A 21206-nucleotide genomic window follows, 5' to 3' on the forward strand; every position below is an offset into this window, starting at 1 on the left:
CATGTTCGTGGTCTGCGGCGAAGCCCTGATGGATGTGTACGCGCTGGGGACGACGCCCACCGGCCTGCACCTGGACGCGCGCATCGGCGGCTCGCCCTTCAATGTGGCGGTGGGGCTGGCGCGGCTGGGACGCCGCTCGGCGCTGCTCACCGGCCTCTCGCGCGACGCGGCGGGCGAACGGCTGATGCAGGCGCTGGCCGCGGAAGGCGTCGACACGCGGCTGGTGCTGCGCAGCGATGCGCCGAGCACCCTGAGCGTGGTGAGCGTCGACGCGGCCGGCGTGCCGCACTACGCCTTCTACGGCCACGGCGCGGCAGACCGGCAGATCGACGAAGCCAGCCTGCCCGCGTTGCCGCCGGAGGTCCGCGTGCTCCAGTTCGGTTCCTATGCGCTGCTGGTGGAGCCGGTCGGGAGCGCCCTGCGTGCGCTGGCCGCACGCGAGCGCGGCCGCTGCCTGGTGGCCTACGACCCCAACGTGCGGCTCAACGTCGAGCCCGATCTCGCGCGCTGGCGCACCACGGTCGAAGCCATGGCGGCGCTCTCGCACATCGTGAAGGTGAGCGACGAGGACCTGGGTCTGCTGTACCCGGAAACGGCCGCTGCCGAGGTGGCCCGGCGCTGGCTCTCGCGCGGCGCGCGCCTGGTGGTGCTCACGCGCGGCGCGCGGGGCAGCGAGGCGTGGACGCCGGGCGCCCACGCCACCGAGGCCGCAGTCCCGGTCGAGGTGGTGGACGCGGTGGGTGCGGGCGACACCTTCCAGGCCGCGCTCCTCACCTGGCTGGACGAACAGCAGGCACTGAACCTCCGGGGCCTCGAGGCGCTCGATGCGCTGCGCCTTTCGGCCCTGCTGCGCTTCGCCGCCCACGCCGCCGCGATCACCTGCTCGCGGCGCGGCGCCGACATGCCACGCCGCCGCGAACTGCCGGCCGGCTGACCGCGCTGCGGCGCAGGCCGCCTACAGGATCGAGTGATCGGTGGTGAACAGGCAGGAGTCCTCGTCCGACCCTGGCTCCTGCGTGTCGCGCAGGGCAGCGCTTCGCGTGACCGGCGGCGCCTCCCCCTCGCCGATACCCACCGGTTTCGGAGGCTTGCCGAAGGGCGCCAGGCCCTGCACCACGCGCAATGCCGATGCGCCCTGGATCAGCGCCTCGGAATAATCGGGGACGCCCCGGGTCGAGGAATCCACCGGCCGGTAGACCAGGCACTCGTCGGAATCCGCCTGCACCGCTTCCATCAACACCCAATGAAATTCATGGGGTTCGAGTTCGAGAACCGTCAGGGCAAGATCACGTAGCGGCATAGGGAATCCTCTTGTTTGATGTCGCGAATTGTTACAGCCCGTTGAATATCGGCCAAGGCACTTTTGCACGATGCCTCCTCCAGCGGAGGTAGGCCGGGTGGCCATAGCGTGAAGGGCGCCGCAGTTGCGCGGCGCCCGCTTTTCAGCCCAGGCGAACCGGCACGAAGATCCGGTCGCCGTCGCGCTGGATGAGGAGCGCGACCGACTTGTCGGCCTTCGCCGCCACCTCGCGCACCTGCTCCACGCTCCTGGCGGGCGTGCCGTTGATGGCCAGCAGCACGTCGCCGGCCTGGACGCCGGCCAGGGCCGCCGGGCCGCCTGCATCCTCGATCAGCAGGCCGGCGTCCACATGGGCCTCGCGCCGCTCCTGCGGCTGCAAGGGGCGCAGCGCGAGGCCGAGCTTGCCGTGGCCCGCGCCGGCGTCACTGCTGGCCACGGTGGCGATCTTCTCGCTCGCATCGCCGAGCCGGGCGCTGATCTCGTGGCGCTCGCCCTGGCGCCACACGTCCAGCGTGATGCGGCTGCCGGGCTTCTTCTGGCCGATGAGCGCCGGCAGGTCGCCCGAGGCGACGATGGGCGCGCCGTCGACCTTGCGGATCACGTCGCCCGAGCGCAACCCGGCCTGGTCGGCCGGGCCGCCCTTCTCCACGTTCGACACCAGCGCACCTTCGGGCTTGTCGAGCTTGAAGGAATCGGCAAAGGCCTGGTTGACCTCCTGCACCGCCACGCCCAGCCGCGCATGGCTGGCCTTGCCGGTGGCGACGATCTGGTCCTTCACCTGGACTGCGACGTCGATCGGGATCGCGAAGGACACGCCTTGGTAGCCGCCGCTGCGGCTGTAGATCTGCGAGTTGATGCCCACCACCTCGCCGCGCGTATTCAGGAGCGGCCCGCCAGAATTGCCGGGGTTCACCGCCACGTCGGTCTGGATGAAGGGCACATAGCTGTCGTCGGGCAGCGAGCGGCCCTTGGCGCTCACCACGCCGGCGGTCACCGTGTTCTCGAAGCCGAAGGGCGAGCCGATGGCGAGCACCCATTCGCCGACCTTGAGGTCCTTGGTGTTGCCCAGCGTCAGCGTCGGCAGGTTCCTGGCGTCGATCTTGAGAACGGCGATGTCGGTCTTGGCGTCCGAGCCCAGCACCTTGGCGCGGAATTCGCGGCGGTCGGTAAGCTTGACGGTGACCTCGTTGGCATCCTTCACCACGTGGGCGTTGGTCAAGATGATGCCGTCGGGGCTCACGATGAAACCCGAGCCCTGGCCGCGCACAGGCACGTCGCGCTGCGGGCCGCGCTGGCCGAACTGGCCTCCGAAGCGGCGGAAGAACTCGAACATCGGATCGTCCGGATCGATGCCGGCCATGCCCCCCATCGAGGTCTTGGTGGTGCCGGTCACGCTGATGTTGACCACGGCCGGACCGTCGCGCGAGGTGATGGTCGAGAAGTCGGGCATGGTGACCAGCGGCGCCGCCGCGGCAGGCGCCGCGGCCGGCGTGCCCACGGCAGTGGCACTGGTGTAGGCGCCCGCGCCGACGGCGCCGATCACCCCGGCGCCCACCAGGGCAGCGGCGAGGGCACGGGGCGAGTTCAGACGGACATTCATGGAAATTCCTTTCGAGGTGTCGGTGGAAAACACGATGAAGGGAATGTCGATGCGTTCGCTTAGGCCCGCCTTAAACGATGGAAGGGAAGCGCAGCCTCACCCGCAGGCCGCCCAGGCTCTCCGAGCGTCCGATGTCCAGCGTCGCGCCATGCTGGTCGGCGATGGACTTCACGATGGCCAGCCCCAGGCCGCTGCCCGGCGCCTGCGACTCGCCCGAGCGATAGAAGCGGTCGAGCACGCGCTCGCGCTCCTCGGGCGGCAGGCCCGGGCCGCTGTCTTCCACGGCCAGTTCGGCCCCGCCCGCCTGCTGCGCGATCCGGATGTCGACGCGACCGCCTTCGGGCGTGTACTTGACGGCGTTGTCGAGCAGGTTGCGCAGCAGGGTGCGCAGGGCCTCCGGTCGGCCGCGCACCCGAGACGCATCGGCGCCGGCGATGCCGATGTCGATGCGCCGCGCCTGCGCCGCCGCGATGGCATCGGAGAGTGCGAGCCGCGCGACCTCCTGCAGTTCCACCGGCTCGGGCGGCATCTGGACGCCGGCGCTGGCCTCTTGCCGCGCCAGCGCCAGCATCTGCTCGACCAGCCGCGTCGCGCGTTCGATGCCCGCGGCCAGGCGGTTGACGGCCAGCTCGCGCGTGGCCTCGTCGGGCGCGCGCTTCAGGCTCTGCACCTGCAGCTTGAGCGCGGCGAGCGGCGAGCGCAGCTCGTGCGCGGCATCGGCCACGAAGTGCTTCTGCGCCTCGAAGGCGTGGCGCACGCGCTCGAACAGCAGGTTGAGCTCGTGCACCAGCGGGCGCACCTCCTCGGGCAGGCCGCTCTCGCTCACCGGCGACAGGTCGTCGGCCTGCCGCGCAGCGACCTGGCCGCGCACCCGCGCCACCGGAGCCAGCGATCGGCTCACCACCCACCACACCACCAGCATCAGGAGCGGCGCGGCCAGCGCGATCGGCCCGACGGTGCGCAGCGCCAGCGTGCCGGCCATGTGGCGGCGTGCCGCCATGTCCTGCGCCACCTGGATCACCAGCGTGCGGCTTTGCAGCGAGAACACGCGGTAGGTGGTGCCGCGCGCCCGGACGTTCGAAAAGCCCAGCACCGCGCGCTGCGGCAAGGCGGCCTGCGCGGCCGATTCGAAGATGCGCTGGCCGTCGATCGTCCATACCTGCACCACGAACTCGAAGTTCTCGTCGCCGTCGCCGAGCCCGCTGACGGCTGCGCTGGGCGGCAGGCCGGCGCGCAGCGAGAGCGCCATCTGCTGCATGTGGTAGTCGAAGATCTGGTCGGCTTCGTTCAGCACCGTGCGGTAGGCGACGAAGGCCTGGGAGCCGGCGGCGAGCACGATAGCCGCGAGCAGAAACCAGAGGAGCCGGGCACGTAGAGACTTCATTCCCTGGGCACCATGTACCCCACCCCCCGGACATTGCGGATCAAGTCCGCGCCGAGCTTCTTGCGCAGCCCGTGCACGTAGACCTCGACGGCGTTGCTGCTGATCTCGTCTTTCCAGCCGTAGAGCTTTTCCTCGAGCTGCGCGCGCGAGAGCACCATGCCGGGCCGCGCGATGAGCGGCTCGAGCACCGCCCATTCGCGCGCCGACAGCACCACCGGCTGGCCGTTGACCGTGACCTCGCGGGTCGTCGGGTGGATGCTCACGCCCATGTGTTCGTAGACCGGCTCGGCGCGGCCGGAGGCACGGCGCAGCAAGGCGCGGATGCGCGCCAGCAGCTCGTCGAGGTCGTAGGGCTTGAGCACGTAGTCGTCGGCGCCGGCATCCAGGCCCTCGATGCGCTGCTGAACGGAGTCGCGCGCGGTCGCGATCAGCACCGGCATGCGCTGCTTGCGCGCACGCAGGGCCCGCAGCACGTCGAGGCCGTCGCGGCGCGGCACGCCGAGGTCGAGCAGGACCAGGTCGTACTGCTGGGTGCGCAGCGCGGTGTCGGCAGCCTCGCCGTCCTTGACCCAGTCGACCGCGTAGTTCTCGGCCCGCAGCAGGTCCAGCACGGCCTCGCCGATCATCACGTCGTCTTCGAGCAGCAGCAGTCGCATGGTGGAATCATCCGGCAAAGGATCGTTCGAGATCGTAGCCCGGGCGAAGTTCAGAGCAGCGAGCGCAGCTCGCGCGCCGCCTCGAACAGCAGCGGCAGCATGTCGCGGCGCAGGGCTTCCTCCGGGTAGCGGCCGCCGGACAGCACCACGTTGAGCGCAGCCACGGTGTGCCCCTGCATGTCGCGCAGCGGCACCGCCAGTGCCTGCACCCCCAGCTCGTGCTCCTCGCTGGCGAAGCAGAAGTCGTCCTTGCGGACCTGGGCGATGCGCTGGCGCAGCACGCGTGCCTGCGTGATGGTGTGCGGCGTGATGCGCGGCAGCACGCGGCCCTTGAGCCAATGCGCGAGCTGCGCCGTGCTCATGGACGCCAGCATGACGCAGCCGGTCGAGGTCGCGTGCGCGGGCAGGCGCGCGCCGAGGTGCAGGCCGTAGGCCAGCACGCGGGTCGGCGTGACGTAGGCCCCGCTGCGCGCGATGATCACCACCGCCTCGCCGTCGAGCACCACGGCCGAGAAGGACTCCCCTGTCTGCGCCGCGAGCCGGTTCAGCGTGGGCTGCAGGGCGCGCGGCAGCCGCGAGGAAGCCAGGTAGCTGCCGGAGAAGCGCAGCACCTTCGGCGACATCCAGAAGTAGCTGCCGTCGGTCTCGAGGTAGCCGAGGTGGGCGAGCGTGAGCAGGTGGCGCCGCGCGGCGGCACGCGTCAGGCCGGCACGCTCGGCCGCCAGAGTGGCATTGAGGCGCTGGCGCTCGGTGTCGAAGCTCTCGAGCACGGCCATTCCCTTGGCAATGCCCTCGATGAAGTCCGGCTTGGCGATGGTCATGGAGGCGGCGGGATTCAGGTGTTGCGCGATCATCGCGCAGGCGGCCTCATCATCGCACAGAGGATGGTCTGCAGGTGATGCCATGGCGGCCGCTTCGCCCTACGCTTGGCTCAATATTCCAGGAGACACCCCCATGCGTACCCAGGTCGCCATCATCGGCGCAGGCCCCGCCGGCCTGTTGCTCGGACAACTGCTGTTCAAGGCCGGCATCGACAACATCATCGTCGAGCGCCAGACCGGCGCCTACGTGCTGGGCCGCATCCGCGCCGGCGTGCTGGAGCAGGTCACGATGGACCTGCTGGCGCAAGCGGGCGTCGACACCCGCGCCAAGGCCGAGGGCCTGCCGCACGAGGGCATCGAGCTGCTGTTCAAGGGCGCGCGCCACCGCATCGATCTGCATGGGCTGACCGGCGGCAAGCAGGTCACGGTCTACGGCCAGACCGAGGTCACGCACGACCTGATGAACGCCCGCGAGGCCGAGGGGCTTACCACGATCTACGGCGCCTCGCCAGTCAGCCTGCACGGCTTCGACGGCGAGCGCCCGACGGTGCGCTACGAGAAGGACGGCGCCACGCACGAGATCGAATGCGACTTCATCGCCGGCTGCGACGGCTACCACGGCGTGAGCCGCGCCAGCGTGCCGGCCGGGGCCATCCACACCTACGAGAAGGTCTACCCCTTCGGCTGGCTCGGCGTGCTGGCCGACGTGCCGCCGGTGTCGCACGAGCTGATCTACGCCAACACGCCGCGCGGCTTTGCGCTGTGCAGCATGCGCAGCCCCACGCGCAGCCGCTACTACGTGCAGGTGCCGGTGGAGGAGCGCGTGGAGAACTGGAGCGACGAGGCCTTCTGGAACGAGCTGCGCCTGCGCCTGGACCCCGAGGCCCGAGAGCATCTGGTGACCGGACCCTCGCTGGAAAAGAGCATCGCGCCGCTGCGCAGCTTCGTGGCCGAGCCGATGCGCTTCGGGCGCCTGCTCCTGGCGGGCGATGCGGCCCACATCGTGCCGCCCACGGGGGCCAAGGGCCTGAACCTGGCCACCGCCGATGTCGGCTATCTGTCGCGCGCCCTCCAGGTCTTCTACCGCGAGCACAGCGCATCGGCGCTCGACCACTACTCCGAGCTGTGCCTGCGCCGGATCTGGAAGGCCGAGCGCTTCTCGTGGTGGCTCACCTCGCTGATGCACCGCTTTCCGGACACCGGCGAGTTCGGGCAGAAGATCCAGGAAGCCGAGCTCGACTACCTGGTGCACTCGCGCGCGGCATCGACCTCGCTGGCCGAGAACTACGTCGGGCTGCCGCTCGAGGACTTCTGAGCCTCACGGCCGCCGCCGGGCGGCCCCAGGGCGGCCGAGGCTCCCCCTTGGGGGGTAGCGAAGGGGGCCTCAGGGCCCTGGCTGCATGAGCTGCCAGACGCGCGCGGGCGTCAGCGGCATGTCCAGGCGCGGCGTGAGCCCCGCCATGCCGTTGCGCGCGAAGGCGTCGGCAACCGCGTTGACCACGGCCGGCGTGGCGCCGATGGTGCCGAGCTCGCCGACGCCCTTCACGCCCAGCGGGTTGTTCAGGCAGGGCGTGCTCTGGTCCATCTCGGTCTTGAACATCGCGGTCATGATGTCGGCGCGCGGCGCCGCGTAGTCCATCAGGCTGCCGGTCAGCGGCTGGCCCGTTTCGGCGTCGTAGACCACGCGCTCGCACAGCGCCTGGCCGATGCCCTGCACGGCACCGCCCTCGAGCTGGCCGCGCACGATCATCGGGTTGATGACCCGGCCGACGTCGTTGACCGACGCATAGGCCGCAACGCCGATCTCGCCCGTCTCCGGATCGATCTCCACCTCGCAGATGTGGCAGCCGTTGGGCCAGGTCGGCCCGGCGACGGTGCTGGTGGAGTCGACGAAGATCTGCCCCTCGGGCTGGCGGCCGGCAAGCGCGAACAGGTCCAGCGCCAGGTCGGTGCCGGCGACCTTGAAGGCGCCGGCCTCGTAGCGGACGTCCTCCGGTGCCACCTCCAGCTCCTGCGCCGCCAGCGCGCGGGCCTTGTCGATGGTGCGCTCGGCACCCACGCGCACGGCCGAACCGCCGGTGAAGATGGAGCGCGAGCCGGCGCTGCCGAAGCCGTCGCCGCGATCGGTGTCGCCCAGCACGATGCGCACCTTCTCGATCGGTACGCCGAAGGCATCGACCACCAGCTGCGCCAGGGTGGTCGCGATGCCCTGCCCCATGGCGTTGACGGCCGAGAACACTTCGATGACGCCGTCGGCCTGCACCGCGACGGTCACGCGCTCCTCGAACACGTTGCCGCCGGTCCACTCGAGGAAGGTGGCGATGCCGAGGCCGCGCAGACGGCCGTGCCGCTTCGACTCGGCGGCCCGCGCGTCGAAGCCCTGCCAGTCGGCCAGGGCCAGGGCCTGGTCCATGACCGACTCGAAGCGGCCGGTGTCGTAGGTCTGCTGCATCGGGTTGGTGTAGGGCATCTGGGCCGGCTGGATGAAGTTGCGCCGGCGCAGCTCGATGCGGTCGATGCCGATCTGGCGCGCGGCCTCGTCCATCAGCCGCTCGATGGTGTAGATCGCCTCGGGACGGCCGGCGCCGCGGTAGGCGCCGGTCGGCGCGGTGTTGGTGAGCACCGCCAGGAAATCGAAGTCGATGGTCTGGATGTCGTAGACGCTGGTCTGCACCCACGGGCCGATCAGCAGCTGGATCACGACGCCGGTGGCGGTGGCGTAGGCGCCCACGTTGGCCAGCGTGCGGATGCGCAGCGCGAGACTCTTGCCATTGGCATCCAGCGCGAGTTCGGCGCGCGCCTCGATGTCGCGCCCGTGGGAGGTGGAGAGGAATTCCTCGCTGCGGTCGGCCACCCATTTCACCGGGCGTTTCAGCGTGTGCGCCGCGAAGGCCACCACGATGTCTTCCGGGTAGGCGCCGGTCTTCATGCCGAAGCCCCCGCCCACGTCGCCCACCACCACGCGCACCTGCTCGTTCGGCAAGCCGATGGCCTCGCAGACCGAATTGCGCACGCCCGAGGGCATCTGGGTGCTCATCCGGATCGTGAGGCGCCCGGAGGCCGGATCGACATCGACGAGCACGGAGCGCGGCTCGATCGTGAGTGCAACCACGCGCTGGTTGACGACGTCCAGCGCCACCACGTGGTCGGCGCGGGCGAAGGCCTCGCTGGCCGCCTCGGCGCTGCCGTGGCGCATTTCGGCGGCGATGTTCCCGGTGGCTTCGGCCCAGACCAGCGGCGCGCCCTCCGCGGCGGCGGCCTGCGTGTCCGCCACCATCGGGAGTTCCTCGTAGTCGACCACCACCGCCTCGCCCGCGTCACGCGCCTGGGCCGCCGTTTCGGCGATCACCGCGGCCACCGGCTCGCCGACGAATCGCACCGTGTCGATCGCCAGCACATGCCGCGGCGGGGAGGCGCAATCGGAGCCGTCGGCGCGCTTGAAAGCGACGGCTCCCGGCATCGGCTTGACGCCGGCCTGCTGCAGATCGGCGCCGGTCAGCACGCGCAAGACGCCGGGCATCGCGGCCGCGGCGGCGGCATCGATCGCTGCCACGCGCGCATGCGGATAAGGGGAACGCACGAAGTACAGATGAGTCTGATGCGCTAGCACGACGTCGTCGGTGTAGCGCCCGGCGCCGGCCAGGAGGCTCTCGTCCTCGAGCCGCCGGACGGCCTGGCCGCTGCCGAAGCGCGCGGGATTCGTTGTTTCTGCTGTCACCTTGGTCCTCTTTCCGTTTGTGTTGGCCGCCACTCAGCTTCTCAGGGAGGGACACTATATGGGCATCTCGCGCATTCGGCTTCCGACGACATCGCGCCCCGCCGAAGCCGTGTATACCTCCGACCATGCAACTGCCCTGGCTCGCACCCGGTGACCCGTTGCCCGACGCCGCATCGGCGTGGGGCGAGTCCGATCCCGTTCCCGGCTTGCTGGCCGCGGGCGGCGGCCTCGACGTTCCGAGCCTGCTGCAGGCCTATGCGCACGGCATCTTCCCCTGGTTCAGCGAGGGCCAGCCGATCCTCTGGTGGAGCCCGGACCCGCGCATGGTCCTGCAGGTGGAACGCTTCAGGCTGCACCGCTCGCTGCGCAAGACGCTGGAGCGCTTGCTCGCCACTCCCGGCTTCGAAATCCGCATCGACCACGGCTTCGAGTCGGTGATCCAGGCCTGCTCGCAGGCCCCGCGCATCGGCCAGACCGGCACCTGGATCCTGCCCGAGATGGTGCGCGCCTATACGGCCCTGCACCGGGCCGGACACGCCCACAGCGTCGAGACCTGGATCGACGGCGAGCTCGCCGGCGGGCTCTACTGCGTGGGGATCGGGCGCGCCGTGTTCGGCGAATCGATGTTCGCGCGCCGGCCCGACGCCTCCAAAATCGCGCTGGCCGCGCTGGTCAGCTTCTGCCGCCGGCACGGCATCGCGATGATCGACTGCCAGCAGAACACCAGCCACCTGGCGAGCCTGGGCGCCTCTGAAATGCCGCGCGCGCGCTTTCTCTCACACGTGGCAAGGGCACGTCATCTGGCGGGGCCGCAGTGGCGTTTCGAGCCCGTATACTGGTCTGAACTCCTGCCTGCGCGAACCTCTCTTTCGACGTGACGCACCTCAAGGATCTTCCGCTCCACACGCTGCAGTTCTACGCGACGGCGCCCTATCCGTGCAGCTACCTGCCGGACCGGCAGGCCCGCTCGCAGGTCGCGACGCCCAGCCACCTGATCCACAACGACGCCTACTCGGACCTGGTGCTCAGCGGCTTCCGCCGCAGCGGCATGTTCACCTACCGCCCCCATTGCGACGGCTGCAGCGCGTGCGTGCCGCTGCGCGTGCTGGCCGACGCATTCAAGCCCAACCGCAGCCAGCGGCGCGCCCTGGCGCGCCATGCCGACCTGCAGGCGCGCGTGCTCAAGCTCTGCTTCGTGCCCGAGCACTACCAGCTCTACCTGCGCTACCAGAACGGCCGCCATGCCGGCGGCGGCATGGACCACGACAGCATCGACCAGTACACCCAGTTCCTGCTGCAGAGCCGGGTCAACTCGAGGCTGGTGGAGTTTCGCGAGACCCGGCCGGACGGCAGCGCCGGCGCACTGAAGATGGTGTCGATCCTCGACGTGCTGAACGACGGACTGTCGGCCGTCTACACCTTCTACGAGCCCGAGCCGGGCGCCGGCTACGGCAACTACAGCGTGCTGTGGCAGATCGAACAGGCGCGCAAGCTGGGCCTGGCGCACGTGTATCTGGGCTACTGGATCAAGGGCAGCGCCAAGATGAACTACAAGGCGCGCTTCACGCCCCATGAAGTGCTGGTCGGCGGCCACTGGCGAGCGCCGGCCGATTTCACCAAGTAAAATCGCAACCGGTTCCCCCCACCGCGTTGCCCATGAGAAAACCCCAATCAGATATTCCGGCCACGCCTGTCATCCAGGTGATCGAGCGCATGTTCTCGCTGATCGACGTGCTGGCCTCCCGCGAGGAAGCCATCTCGCTGAAGGAGATCAGCGAGAAGACGGGCCTCCATCCCTCCACGGCCCACCGCATCCTGAACGACCTGGCGGTCGGCCGCTTCGTCGATCGGCCTGAAGCCGGCAGCTACCGGCTGGGCATGCGCCTGCTGGAACTGGGCAACCTGGTGAAGGGCCGGCTGAACGTGCGCGACGCCGCGATGGTGCCGATGCGCGAGCTGCACAAGCTCACGCAGCAGCCGGTCAATCTCAGCATGCGCCAGGGGGATGAGATCGTCTACATCGAGCGCGCCTACAGCGAGCGCTCCGGCATGCAGGTGGTGCGCGCCATCGGCGGGCGCGCCCCGCTTCACCTGACCTCCACCGGCAAGCTGTTCCTGGCGGTGGACGAGCCCCAGCGCGTGCGCAGCTACGCCACCCGCACCGGCCTTGCCGGCCACACGCGCAACAGCATCACGCAGTTGCCGGCGCTGGAGCGGGAGCTGTCCAAGGCGCGGCAGTACGGCATCGCCCGGGACAACGAGGAGCTGGAGCTCGGCGTGCGCTGCATGGCCGCCGGCATCTACGACGATCAGGGGAAGCTGGTGGCAGGCCTGTCGATCTCGGCCCCGGCCGACCGGCTCGACGACGGCTGGCTGCCGAAGCTGCAGGCCACCGCGAACGAGATCTCCAGCGCGCTCGGCTACAACGCCGCCGGTGCGCCGCCGGCCGCCTGAGGCGCCGCCGGGCCGGCGCCACGGCCGGCTCTGGACATCGGGGAGATCAGCTCGCGACGTGGGCCGCGGCGAGGGAGGGCTGCCGCGTCGCCGCTGCAGGGTTGATCATGTGGGGGTTGGCTTCGACCCAGCGCCGCACGCGCTCGGCGTCGCCGATGCGGCCGAACTTGCCGGCGGAATCGAGGAACACCATGATCAGCTTGCGACCGGCGATCCGGGCCTGCATGACCAGACATTGGCCGGCCTCGGAGATATAGCCGGTCTTCTGAAGGCCGATGTCCCAGTCGGGGCTCTTCACGAGACGGTTGGTGGTGTTGTACTGCAGCACGCGGTTGCCCACTTCGACCTGGTACTCGGGCGAGGTCGAAAGCTCGCGCACGGTGGCGTCGGCATAGGCGGCGTTGACGAGCAGGGCCAGGTCCTGCGCGCTCGACTGGTTGCGGCTCGAAAGGCCGGTGGGTTCGACGTAGCGCGTGTCCTTCATGCCGAGCATCTTGGCCTTGGCATTCATGACGCTCACGAAGGTCGCCAGGCCGCCAGGATAGGTGCGGCCGAGGGCATGCGCGGCGCGGTTCTCGCTGGACATCAGCGCCAGGTGCAGCAATTCGCCGCGGGGCAGCGTACTGCCGACGGTCAGCCGCGAGCGGCTGCCTTTTTCGGTATCGACGTCGTCCTGCGTGATGGTGATCAGTTCGTCGGAAGGCAGGTGGGCTTCGCTGATGAGCAGCCCGGTCATGAGCTTGGTGAGCGAGGCGATGGGCAGCACGACGCTGTCGTTCTTGCTGAAGAGCACCTCGCGCGTGTCCTGATCGATCACCAGGGCCACGCTGGACTTCAGGTCCAGCGCATCTTCGGTGCCATGCAGGCCGGCGAGCTGGCCGAAGGACTGACGCGCCGCGACCTCGGGCACGCGCACCACGGAGCGCCGCTGCACCGCCACGACCGTCTTGCCGCCCCGCTTGCGGATCGAAGCCACCACGTTGCGCCCGCCGCTCACCACCTTGTCTGCCTGCTCGCTTCTGGCGCTGCGCTTGGAGGCCGTGCTGCGCTTCTTGCTCTCGCTGGCGACCTCGGCCTTCTTGCCGGCCGGCGCCTTCTTGGCGGCCTGGGCTGCGGGCAACAAAAACGCCGTGGCGCAAAGCGCAACGGCGACGAGGCGAAGAGCGGGAAGGAACCGCTGGCTGGACACTCGGCAGGAAGGGGCATCGGGCATCAAAAAACTCCAGCGGCGATTAGCAGGACCGCAGTGTATCGAAATCAAAAAAGACACGCAATATCAGTTACTTGCATCCTTTTCTTCATTCGAAACAAAGGATCCCCCAAACAACTAACCTTGTGCTGCCACTCTCTCAGCTTGACTCTGCAACTTGTTGAGCGCACTCAAATAAGCCTTGGCTGAGGCCACCACGATGTCCGGATCGGCACCGACGCCATTGACGACCCGGCCCGCGTTCTGCAGGCGGACCGTGACCTCGCCCTGGCTCTCCGTCGACCCGCTGATGGCGTTCACCGAATAGAGCACCATCTCCGCCCCGCTCTTCACCCGGGCCTCGATGGCCTTCAGCGAAGCATCGACCGGGCCATTGCCTTCCGACTCGCTCGTGACTTCCTTGCCATGCACCGTGAAAACGATGCGCGCCTGGGGGCGCTCGCCGGTTTCGCTGTGCTGTGACAAGGATACAAAGCCAAACTGCTCCGCAACGTGCGAATGCTCCTCGTCGCTTACAAGTGCAAGGATGTCTTCGTCAAATATTTCGCTTTTTCGATCAGCAAGTTCTTTGAAGCGAGCGAAGGCGGCGTTGATGTCGGCCTCGCTCTCCATCGCCACGCCCAGTTCCTGCAGGCGCTGCTTGAAAGCGTTGCGGCCGCTGAGCTTGCCCAGCACGATCTTGTTGGCGGTCCAGCCGACGTCCTCGGCGCGCATGATTTCGTAGGTGTCGCGCGCCTTGAGCACGCCGTCCTGGTGAATGCCGGAGGCATGGGCAAAGGCGTTGGCGCCCACCACTGCCTTGTTGGGCTGCACCACGAAGCCGGTGGTCTGGCTGACCATGCGGCTCGCCGCCACGATGTGCCGGGTGTCGATGCCGAGGTCCAGCCCGAAGTAATCCCTTCGTGTCTTCACCGCCATCACGATCTCTTCCAGCGAGCAGTTGCCGGCGCGCTCGCCCAGGCCGTTGATGGTGCATTCCACCTGCCGCGCCCCGCCGATCTTCACGCCGGCCAGCGAGTTGGCGACCGCCATGCCGAGGTCGTTGTGGCAATGCACGGACCAGACTGCCTTGTCGCTGTTCGGGATGCGCTCGCGCAGCGTCCTGATGAAGTTGCCGTAGAGCTCCGGGACCGCATAGCCGACGGTGTCGGGCACGTTGATGGTGGTCGCGCCCTCGTGGATCACGGCCTCGAGCACCCGGCACAGGAAGTCGACGTCGCTGCGATAGCCGTCCTCCGGGCTGAACTCGACGTCGCCGACCAGGTTGCGGGCGAAGCGCACCGCGAGCTTGGCCTGCTCGAACACCTCATCGGGCGTCATGCGCAGCTTTTTTTCCATGTGCAGCGGCGAGGTCGCGATGAAGGTGTGGATGCGGCTGCTGGCCGCGCCCTTCAAGGCCTCTGCGGCACGGGAGATGTCGCGGTCGTTGGCCCGCGAGAGGCCGCAGATCGTGGACTCCTTGATGGCCCCGGCGATCGCCGCGACGGCGTCGAAATCACCGTTCGAGCTGGCCGGAAAGCCGGCCTCGATGACGTCGACCCGCAGGCGCTCCAACTGGCGCGCGATGCGCAGCTTCTCGTCCTTGGTCATCGAGGCCCCGGGCGACTGTTCGCCGTCGCGCAGGGTGGTGTCGAAGATGATGAGTTTGTCGGCCATCGCGGGTCTCCTTGGTCCTTGAATTAGGCGGCTTCAACCGCCGATTGTGCGCTGCGGGCGCCCTGCGCTCGCGCCCGCTCGAGGCCCGACACGATGGCCTTGAGCGAGGCCGAGACGATGTCAGCGTCCTTGCCGACGCCGAACAGCGTGCGGGTCTCGTCGACCCGCAGCTCGAGATAAGCCACGGCCTGCGCATCGGCGCCGGCACCGATCGCATGCTGGTGGTAGTCGATCACGCGGATCGCATGCCCGGTGGCGTCGGCCAGCGCGTGGATGAAGGCGTCGATCGGCCCATTGCCCCGGCCCTCGATGCGGCGCACCTCGCCGGCCCAGGGCAGGTCGGCGCGCAGCACTACCGAAGCGTCGGCCCCCTCGCCCCGCTCCTCGAGCACGCGGTGCTGGGGCCCAATTTCATTGCCGATGCGGTACTCGCGTTCGAAAAGCTGCCAGAGATCGGCCGCCGTGAGTTCCTTGCCTGCGACGTCCATCACGCGCTGCACCACCTGGCTGAACTCCATCTGCAGGCGGCGCGGCAGCTCGAGCCCGAACTCGCTTTCGAGCAGGTAGGCGATGCCGCCCTTGCCCGACTGGCTGTTGACGCGGATCACGGCTTCGTAGCTGCGGCCCACGTCCTTGGGGTCGATCGGCAGGTAGGGCATGTCCCAGATGTCGCCTTCCTTGCGGGCCGCGAAGGCCTTCTTGATCGCGTCCTGATGCGAGCCCGAGAAAGAGGTGTAGACCAGGTCGCCCACGTAGGGATGACGCGGGTGTACCGGCAACTGGTTGCAGTGCTCGACCGTGGCGCGAATCTCGTCGATGTTCGAGAAGTCCAGGCCGGGCGAAACGCCCTGCGTGTACAGATTGAGCGCGACGTTCACCACGTCGAGATTGCCGGTGCGCTCGCCATTGCCGAACAAGCAGCCCTCGATGCGTTCGGCCCCTGCCATCAGCGCGAACTCGCCGGCGGCCGTCCCCGTGCCGCGGTCGTTGTGCGGATGCACGCACAGCACGATCGAGTCGCGTCGTGCCAGGTTGCGGTGCATCCATTCGATCATGTCCGCGAAGATGTTGGGCGTGGCGTGCTCGACCGTCGAGGGCAGGTTGACGATGCACTTGCGCTGCGGCGTCGGGGCCCACACTTCGGTGACTGCATCCACCACCCGCTTCGAGAAGGCCAGGTCCGTGCCGGAGAACATCTCGGGCGAATACTGGAAGGTCCACTGCGTGGACGGCTGCCTGGCCGCGAGCACGTTGAACATGCGCGCGTGGGAGGTCGCCAGTTCGACGATCTGCTCCTCGTCCATGCCCAGCACCACGCGGCGCATCACGGGCGCGACCGCGTTGTACAGGTGCACGATGGCGCGCGGCGCGCCCTGCAGCGATTCGAAGGTGCGCTCGATCAGATGGTCGCGCGCCTGCGTCAGCACCTGGATCGTCACGTCGTCGGGAATGCGGTCTTCTTCGATGAGCTTGCGCACGAAGTCGAACTCGACCTGCGACGCCGAGGGGAAGCCGACCTCGATCTCCTTGAAGCCGATGGCCACCAAGGTTTCGAACATGCGCATCTTGCGCTCGATGTCCATCGGCTCCACCAGCGCCTGGTTGCCGTCGCGCAGGTCGGTCGACAGCCAGATCGGGGCCTGGGTCAGCACGGCATCGGGCCAGCTGCGGTCCTTGAGGCCGATGGGTGCAAAGGCGCGGTACTTGCGGTCGGGTTGCTTCAACATCTGTATTTCTCGCTGTGGTTGGATGGACAACCAGCAACCCCAAGTGAAACGGCCCGTTGCTGGTGCGAACGGGCCGTGTGATGGAATCGCTTGCGCGCGCTACCTTCTCCGCCCGTGCGGGATCAGTAGTAGGGCCAGCGAAATCTTGTTCATGGGAGTGGCGAATGTAGCACAGGCCCAATCACTTGTGCAGGCCGCGCTCGTCGGGTTCCTCGGTCGAGGTGCTGATGACGCTCACGTGCTGACCCTTGGCCTTGCGCCAGCCGTAGACCACGTAGCCGCTCAGGCCGTAGGCCACGAACACGCCGAACAGCACCGTCGGCGGATGGATGTTGATCACTGCGATGGCCAGCGCGATCAGCACGATCACGGCGAAGGGCACGCTCCTCTTCACCTGAACGTCCTTGAAGCTGTAGAAAGGTACGTTGGTCACCATCGTGAGGCCGGCATAGAGCGTGAAGCCGAAGGTGATCCATGTGATCTGCTGCCAGGACAGATACAGCACCTCGCCGCCGCGCTTGCCCCATTCGGTCATCAGCCAGATGAAACCGGCCACCAGCGCCGCGGCCGCCGGCGAAGGCAGGCCCTGAAACCAGCGCTTGTCGACCACGCCGGTGTTGACGTTGAAGCGCGCCAGCCGCAACGCCGCGCAAGCGCAGTAGACGAAAGCCGCGATCCAGCCCCAGCGCCCCAGGCCCTTGAGCGACCATTCGTAGGCGATCAGCGCCGGTGCGGCGCCGAAGGACACCATGTCGGAGAGCGAATCCATCTGCTCGCCGAAGGCGCTCTGCGTGTTGGTCATGCGCGCCACGCGGCCGTCCAGGCTGTCGAGGATCATCGCGGCGAACACGCCGAGCGCGGCCAGGTCGAAGCGGCCGTTCATGGCCATCACGACCGAGTAAAAGCCCCCGAACAGCGCCGCCAGCGTGAACAGGTTGGGCAGGATATAGATGCCCTTGCGACGCTTGCGCGGCGCTAGATCTTCGGGGAGCGTGTCGTCATGCATGGATCGGCGCAGTGTAGTTCAGCCGCTCGCGCGGCATCAAAGAAAAGGGCCACCCAGCGGGTGGCCCTTGTCGCGTAGGAAAGTCCGATCAGTTGCGGGTCTGGTCGACCAGCTTGTTCTTCTTGATCCAGGGCATCATGGCGCGCAGCTTCTCGCCCACCACCTCGATCTGGTGCTCGGCGTTCAGGCGGCGGCGGCTTATCAGCGTGGGTGCGCCTCCTGCGTTCTCCAGCACGAAGCTCTTGGCGTATTCGCCGGTCTGGATGTCGCGCAGGACCTGCTTCATGACCTTCTTGGTTTCCTCGGTCACGATGCGCGGGCCCGTCACGTACTCGCCATACTCGGCGTTGTTCGAGATCGAGTAGTTCATGTTGGCGATGCCGCCTTCATAGATCAGGTCGACGATCAGCTTGAGTTCGTGCAGGCACTCGAAGTAGGCCATCTCGGGCGCATACCCGGCTTCCACCAGCGTCTCGAAGCCGGCCTTGATGAGCTCGACGGTGCCGCCGCACAGCACGGCCTGCTCGCCGAACAGATCGGTCTCGGTCTCCTCGCGGAAGTTGGTCTCGATGATGCCGGCCTTGCCGCCGCCGTTGGCCGTCGCATACGAAAGAGCGAGGTCGCGCGCCTTGCCGCTCCTGTCGGCATGCACCGCGATCAGGTGCGGCACGCCGCCACCCTGGGTGTAGGTGCTGCGCACGGTGTGGCCGGGGGCCTTGGGCGCCACCATCCACACGTCGAGATCGGCGCGCGGCTGCACGAAGCCATAGTGCACGTTGAAGCCGTGCGCGAACGCCAGCGAAGCGCCTTCCTTGATGTGGGGAGCGACGTCGTTCTTGTAGACGTTGGCGATCTGCTCGTCGGGCAGCAGGATCATGACCACGTCGGCCGACTTCACGGCGTCCGCCACTTCGGCGACCTTCAGGCCAGCCTTCTCGACCTTGGGCCAGGAGGCGCCGCCCTTGCGCAGGCCGACGACGACCTTCACGCCGCTGTCGTTGAGGTTCTGCGCGTGCGCATGGCCCTGGCTGCCGTAGCCGATGATCGCCACGGTCTTGCCCTTGATCAGGCTGAGATCGGCGTCCTTGTCGTAATAGACCTTCATGGTGTTGCTCCTTCGTAGATTCGGTGGATGTGTGGGTGGGGTTTTTTAAACGCGCAGGATGCGCTCGCCACGGCCGATGCCGCTGGCGCCGGTACGGACGGTCTCGAGGATGGCGCCGCGGTCGATGGCCTCGAGGAAGGCATCGTTCTTGCCGTGGTCGCCGGTGAGCTCGATGGTGTAGCTCTTGTCGGTCACGTCGATGATGCGGCCGCGGAAGATTTCCGCCATGCGCATCATCTCCTCGCGTTCCTTGCCGACTGCGCGCACCTTCACCATCATGAGCTCGCGCTCGGTGTAGGCGCCCTCGGTCAAGTCAACGACCTTGACGACCTCGATCAGGCGGTTGAGATGCTTGGTGATCTGCTCGATCACGTCGTCGGAGCCGGCCGTCACGATGGTCATGCGCGACAGGCTCGCGTCCTCTGTGGGCGCGACGGTGAGCGATTCGATGTTGTAGCCGCGGGCGGAAAAAAGGCCGACGACGCGGGAGAGTGCGCCGGGCTCGTTCTCGAGCAGCACGGCAATGATGTGTTTCATGTCAGAAAGGGATTCCTCTTTTCGCCGCCCTCCCCCGTGCACGGTAATGCGCGGGCTCGACGGACAATAGATTCATCCGCAAAAAAGTTAATGAAGGAGCCGGCCCGCCTGCGGACCGGCCTGTCGTCCGTTACAAATCCTCGGAGCCCAGCAGCATCTCGGTGATGCCCATGCCCGCCTTGACCATCGGGAACACGTTCTCGGTGGGGTCGGTGCGGAAATCCATGAACACGGTCCGATCCTTGAGCTTGCGCGCCTCGCGCAGCGCCGGCTCGACGTCCTGCGGGCGCTCGATCAGCATGCCCACATGGCCATAGGCCTCCGCCAGCTTCACGAAATTGGGCAGCGCGTCCATGTAACTGTGGCTGTAGCGGCCCGAGTACTCGATCTCCTGCCACTGGCGCACCATGCCCAGATACCGGTTGTTGAGCGAGCAGATCTTGATGGGCGTGTTGTACTGCAGGCAGGTCGACAGTTCCTGGATGCACATCTGCACCGAGCCCTCGCCCGTGATGCAGAACACCTCCGCCTGCGGCTTTGCCAGCTTGATGCCCATCGCATAGGGAATCCCCACGCCCATGGTGCCCAGCCCGCCGGAGTTGATCCACCGGCGCGGCTCGTCGAAGCGGTAGTACTGCGCCGCCCACATCTGGTGCTGGCCGACGTCCGAGGTGATGTAGGTGTCGGTGCCCTTGGTCATGTTCCACAGGGTCTCGACCACGTGCTGCGGCTTGATCACGTCCTTGTTGCCGCGGTCGTACTTGAGGCAATCCTTGCTGCGCCAGCCCTCGATGGTGTCCCACCAGCCGGCCAGCGCGCCCGCGTCGGGCCTGGTGCTGCTTTCCTTGATCATCGAGATCAGCTCGGTCAGCACTTCCTTCACGTCGCCGACGATCGGGATGTCGACCTTCACCCGCTTCGAGATGCTCGAGGGGTCGATGTCGACATGGATGATCTTTCGCTCGTTCTGCGCGAAATGCTTCGGGTTGCCGATCACGCGGTCGTCGAAGCGCGCGCCAACGGCCAGCAGCACGTCGCAGTTCTGCATCGCATTGTTGGCCTCGATGGTGCCGTGCATGCCCAGCATGCCGAGGAACTTGCGGTCGGAAGCGGGATAGGCGCCCAGACCCATCAGCGTGTTGGTGACCGGATAGCCCAGCATGTCGACCAGGGCGCGCAGCTCGTTGGTCGCGTTGCCGAGCAGCACGCCGCCGCCGGTATAGATATAGGGGCGCTTGGCCGAGAGCAGCAGCTGCAGCGCCTTGCGGATCTGGCCGCCATGGCCCTTGCGCACGGGGTTGTACGAACGCATCTCGACCTTGTCGGGATAGCCGCTGTAGCTGACCTTCTTGAAGGAGACGTCCTTCGGCACGTCCACCACCACTGGCCCCGGACGCCCGCTGCGCGCGACGTGGAAGGCCTTCTTCATCGTCATGGCGAGGTCCCTGGGGTCCTTGACGAGGAAGTTGTGCTTGACGATCGGGCGGGTGATGCCGACGGTGTCGCATTCCTGGAACGCATCCAGGCCGATGGCCGCGGTCGGCACCTGGCCCGAGATGATCACCATCGGGATGCTGTCCATGTAAGCAGTCGCAATACCGGTGACAGCATTGGTCAGGCCCGGGCCCGAGGTGACGAGCGCTACGCCGACCTCGCCGGTGGCACGCGCATAACCGTCCGCCGCATGCACCGCCGCCTGTTCGTGGCGCACCAGCACATGCTGGATGGTGTCCTGCTTGTAGAACGCGTCGTAGATATAGAGAACCGCGCCGCCGGGATAGCCCCAGACGTACTGGACGCCCTCGGCCTGCAGTGCCTTGACCAGCACTTCGGCGCCCATGAGTTCTTGCGTTTGACTGCCGGTGACGGCTGCTGCGGAAGCGAGTTCCGCTTTTGAGATTTCCATGATCAACCTTTGTGTTTTTTCGGGAACGAAAAACCTTGGGTGCCTCTTCGCAAGCTCTTGTGAAGCCGCGTCGAAACTTGAGGCCAAAGCCATGAGCGGACTTGTCGTACCGCCGGACCGTGACCC

General features: G+C 67.7%; 18 protein-coding genes. 5 read left to right on the forward strand and 13 right to left on the reverse strand.

Going from position 1 to position 21206, the window contains the following annotated elements; genetic code table 11:
* Position 1: 1 nt before the first annotated feature.
* Positions 2-934, forward strand: coding sequence for a carbohydrate kinase family protein (locus tag AC3A6Y_RS18365; protein ID WP_487869651.1), 933 nt, complete (start codon positions 2-4; stop codon positions 932-934).
* A gap of 21 nt (positions 935-955) precedes the next feature.
* On the opposite strand, the gene AC3A6Y_RS18370 is transcribed toward AC3A6Y_RS18365, so the two are convergent.
* From AC3A6Y_RS18370 to AC3A6Y_RS18390, 5 genes are all read right to left on the reverse strand, one after another.
* A complete protein-coding gene (locus AC3A6Y_RS18370) occupies positions 956-1300 on the reverse strand; it encodes a hypothetical protein (RefSeq protein WP_487869652.1) in 345 nt (114 codons plus the stop codon).
* A 142-nt stretch (positions 1301-1442) separates the two neighbouring features.
* Positions 1443-2900, reverse strand: a complete 1458-nt coding sequence (locus AC3A6Y_RS18375) for a DegQ family serine endoprotease (protein ID WP_487869653.1) — start codon at positions 2898-2900, stop codon at positions 1443-1445.
* 70 nt (positions 2901-2970) lie between these two features.
* Complete coding sequence (locus AC3A6Y_RS18380; protein ID WP_487869654.1) at positions 2971-4284, reverse strand: ATP-binding protein; 1314 nt, start codon at positions 4282-4284, stop codon at positions 2971-2973.
* The gene (locus tag AC3A6Y_RS18385) at positions 4281-4940 is read right to left on the reverse strand and encodes a response regulator (RefSeq protein WP_487869655.1); all 660 of its coding nucleotides are present in this window, start codon (positions 4938-4940) and stop codon (positions 4281-4283) included. The genes AC3A6Y_RS18380 and AC3A6Y_RS18385 overlap by 4 nt, the downstream gene beginning before the upstream one ends.
* Positions 4941-4990: 50 nt before the next feature.
* Positions 4991-5761: an IclR family transcriptional regulator domain-containing protein gene (locus AC3A6Y_RS18390; protein WP_487869965.1), complete on the reverse strand. Its 771-nt coding sequence runs from the start codon at positions 5759-5761 to the stop codon at positions 4991-4993.
* A 133-nt stretch (positions 5762-5894) separates the two neighbouring features.
* Between AC3A6Y_RS18390 and pobA the strand changes: the two genes are divergently transcribed.
* Positions 5895-7076, forward strand: a complete 1182-nt coding sequence (gene pobA, locus AC3A6Y_RS18395) for a 4-hydroxybenzoate 3-monooxygenase (protein WP_487869656.1) — start codon at positions 5895-5897, stop codon at positions 7074-7076.
* 69 nt (positions 7077-7145) lie between these two features.
* Here the strand turns inward: pobA and AC3A6Y_RS18400 are convergent, their stop codons facing one another.
* Positions 7146-9479 (reverse strand): xanthine dehydrogenase family protein molybdopterin-binding subunit, encoded by a 2334-nt coding sequence (locus AC3A6Y_RS18400; RefSeq protein ID WP_487869657.1) that lies wholly within the window; start codon positions 9477-9479, stop codon positions 7146-7148.
* A 125-nt stretch (positions 9480-9604) separates the two neighbouring features.
* Between AC3A6Y_RS18400 and aat the strand changes: the two genes are divergently transcribed.
* Genes aat through AC3A6Y_RS18415 form a run of 3 tightly spaced genes read left to right on the forward strand, consistent with a single transcriptional unit; the run spans position 9605 to position 11933 of the window.
* Entirely contained in the window at positions 9605-10357 is a 753-nt protein-coding gene (gene aat / locus AC3A6Y_RS18405; RefSeq protein ID WP_487869658.1) for a leucyl/phenylalanyl-tRNA--protein transferase, read from the forward strand.
* Positions 10354-11103: an arginyltransferase gene (locus AC3A6Y_RS18410; protein WP_487869659.1), complete on the forward strand. Its 750-nt coding sequence runs from the start codon at positions 10354-10356 to the stop codon at positions 11101-11103. Before aat ends, AC3A6Y_RS18410 begins: the two co-directional genes overlap by 4 nt.
* A gap of 32 nt (positions 11104-11135) precedes the next feature.
* Positions 11136-11933, forward strand: coding sequence for an IclR family transcriptional regulator (locus AC3A6Y_RS18415; protein WP_106553990.1), 798 nt, complete (start codon positions 11136-11138; stop codon positions 11931-11933).
* A gap of 46 nt (positions 11934-11979) precedes the next feature.
* Here AC3A6Y_RS18415 and AC3A6Y_RS18420 read toward each other — a convergent pair whose 3' ends face one another.
* From AC3A6Y_RS18420 to AC3A6Y_RS18450, 7 genes are all read right to left on the reverse strand, one after another.
* Positions 11980-13146 carry a serine hydrolase gene (locus tag AC3A6Y_RS18420; RefSeq protein ID WP_487869660.1) on the reverse strand — a complete coding sequence of 389 codons (1167 nt, stop codon included), beginning with the start codon at positions 13144-13146 and terminating at the stop codon, positions 11980-11982.
* Positions 13147-13260: 114 nt separating this feature from the next.
* Positions 13261-14799, reverse strand: a complete 1539-nt coding sequence (locus tag AC3A6Y_RS18425) for a 2-isopropylmalate synthase (RefSeq protein ID WP_487869661.1) — start codon at positions 14797-14799, stop codon at positions 13261-13263.
* A gap of 23 nt (positions 14800-14822) precedes the next feature.
* On the reverse strand, positions 14823-16526 hold the full coding sequence (gene leuA / locus AC3A6Y_RS18430) for a 2-isopropylmalate synthase (RefSeq protein WP_487869662.1): 1704 nt from the start codon (positions 16524-16526) through the stop codon (positions 14823-14825).
* A 181-nt stretch (positions 16527-16707) separates the two neighbouring features.
* Positions 16708-17532, reverse strand: coding sequence for a CDP-diacylglycerol--serine O-phosphatidyltransferase (gene pssA, locus AC3A6Y_RS18435; RefSeq protein WP_487869663.1), 825 nt, complete (start codon positions 17530-17532; stop codon positions 16708-16710).
* An 88-nt stretch (positions 17533-17620) separates the two neighbouring features.
* A complete protein-coding gene (gene ilvC / locus AC3A6Y_RS18440; protein ID WP_487869664.1) occupies positions 17621-18637 on the reverse strand; it encodes a ketol-acid reductoisomerase in 1017 nt (338 codons plus the stop codon).
* A gap of 45 nt (positions 18638-18682) precedes the next feature.
* The gene (ilvN, locus tag AC3A6Y_RS18445) at positions 18683-19174 is read right to left on the reverse strand and encodes an acetolactate synthase small subunit (protein WP_068683703.1); all 492 of its coding nucleotides are present in this window, start codon (positions 19172-19174) and stop codon (positions 18683-18685) included.
* A 130-nt stretch (positions 19175-19304) separates the two neighbouring features.
* Entirely contained in the window at positions 19305-21080 is a 1776-nt protein-coding gene (locus AC3A6Y_RS18450; RefSeq protein ID WP_487869665.1) for an acetolactate synthase 3 catalytic subunit, read from the reverse strand.
* Positions 21081-21206: the final 126 nt, after the last annotated feature.

The organism is Variovorax sp. Soil_C_17 (assembly GCF_057657265.1).

Bases quoted from the DNA above. Each gene is read 5' to 3' on its own strand.
- pssA (WP_487869663.1), bottom strand. From the start codon at position 17,532: ATGCATGACGACACGCTCCCCGAAGATCTAGCGCCGCGCAAGCGTCGC.
- AC3A6Y_RS18390 (WP_487869965.1), bottom strand. From the start codon at position 5,761: ATGACCATCGCCAAGCCGGACTTCATCGAGGGCATTGCCAAGGGAATG.
- AC3A6Y_RS18450 (WP_487869665.1), bottom strand. From the start codon at position 21,080: ATGGAAATCTCAAAAGCGGAACTCGCTTCCGCAGCAGCCGTCACCGGC.
- AC3A6Y_RS18420 (WP_487869660.1), bottom strand. From the start codon at position 13,146: ATGCCCGATGCCCCTTCCTGCCGAGTGTCCAGCCAGCGGTTCCTTCCC.
- AC3A6Y_RS18365 (WP_487869651.1), top strand. From the start codon at position 2: ATGTTCGTGGTCTGCGGCGAAGCCCTGATGGATGTGTACGCGCTGGGG.
- ilvC (WP_487869664.1), bottom strand. From the start codon at position 18,637: ATGAAGGTCTATTACGACAAGGACGCCGATCTCAGCCTGATCAAGGGC.
- AC3A6Y_RS18415 (WP_106553990.1), top strand. From the start codon at position 11,136: ATGAGAAAACCCCAATCAGATATTCCGGCCACGCCTGTCATCCAGGTG.
- aat (WP_487869658.1), top strand. From the start codon at position 9,605: ATGCAACTGCCCTGGCTCGCACCCGGTGACCCGTTGCCCGACGCCGCA.
- ilvN (WP_068683703.1), bottom strand. From the start codon at position 19,174: ATGAAACACATCATTGCCGTGCTGCTCGAGAACGAGCCCGGCGCACTC.
- AC3A6Y_RS18370 (WP_487869652.1), bottom strand. From the start codon at position 1,300: ATGCCGCTACGTGATCTTGCCCTGACGGTTCTCGAACTCGAACCCCAT.
- AC3A6Y_RS18385 (WP_487869655.1), bottom strand. From the start codon at position 4,940: ATGCGACTGCTGCTGCTCGAAGACGACGTGATGATCGGCGAGGCCGTG.
- AC3A6Y_RS18375 (WP_487869653.1), bottom strand. From the start codon at position 2,900: ATGAATGTCCGTCTGAACTCGCCCCGTGCCCTCGCCGCTGCCCTGGTG.
- AC3A6Y_RS18380 (WP_487869654.1), bottom strand. From the start codon at position 4,284: ATGAAGTCTCTACGTGCCCGGCTCCTCTGGTTTCTGCTCGCGGCTATC.
- pobA (WP_487869656.1), top strand. From the start codon at position 5,895: ATGCGTACCCAGGTCGCCATCATCGGCGCAGGCCCCGCCGGCCTGTTG.
- leuA (WP_487869662.1), bottom strand. From the start codon at position 16,526: ATGTTGAAGCAACCCGACCGCAAGTACCGCGCCTTTGCACCCATCGGC.
- AC3A6Y_RS18425 (WP_487869661.1), bottom strand. From the start codon at position 14,799: ATGGCCGACAAACTCATCATCTTCGACACCACCCTGCGCGACGGCGAA.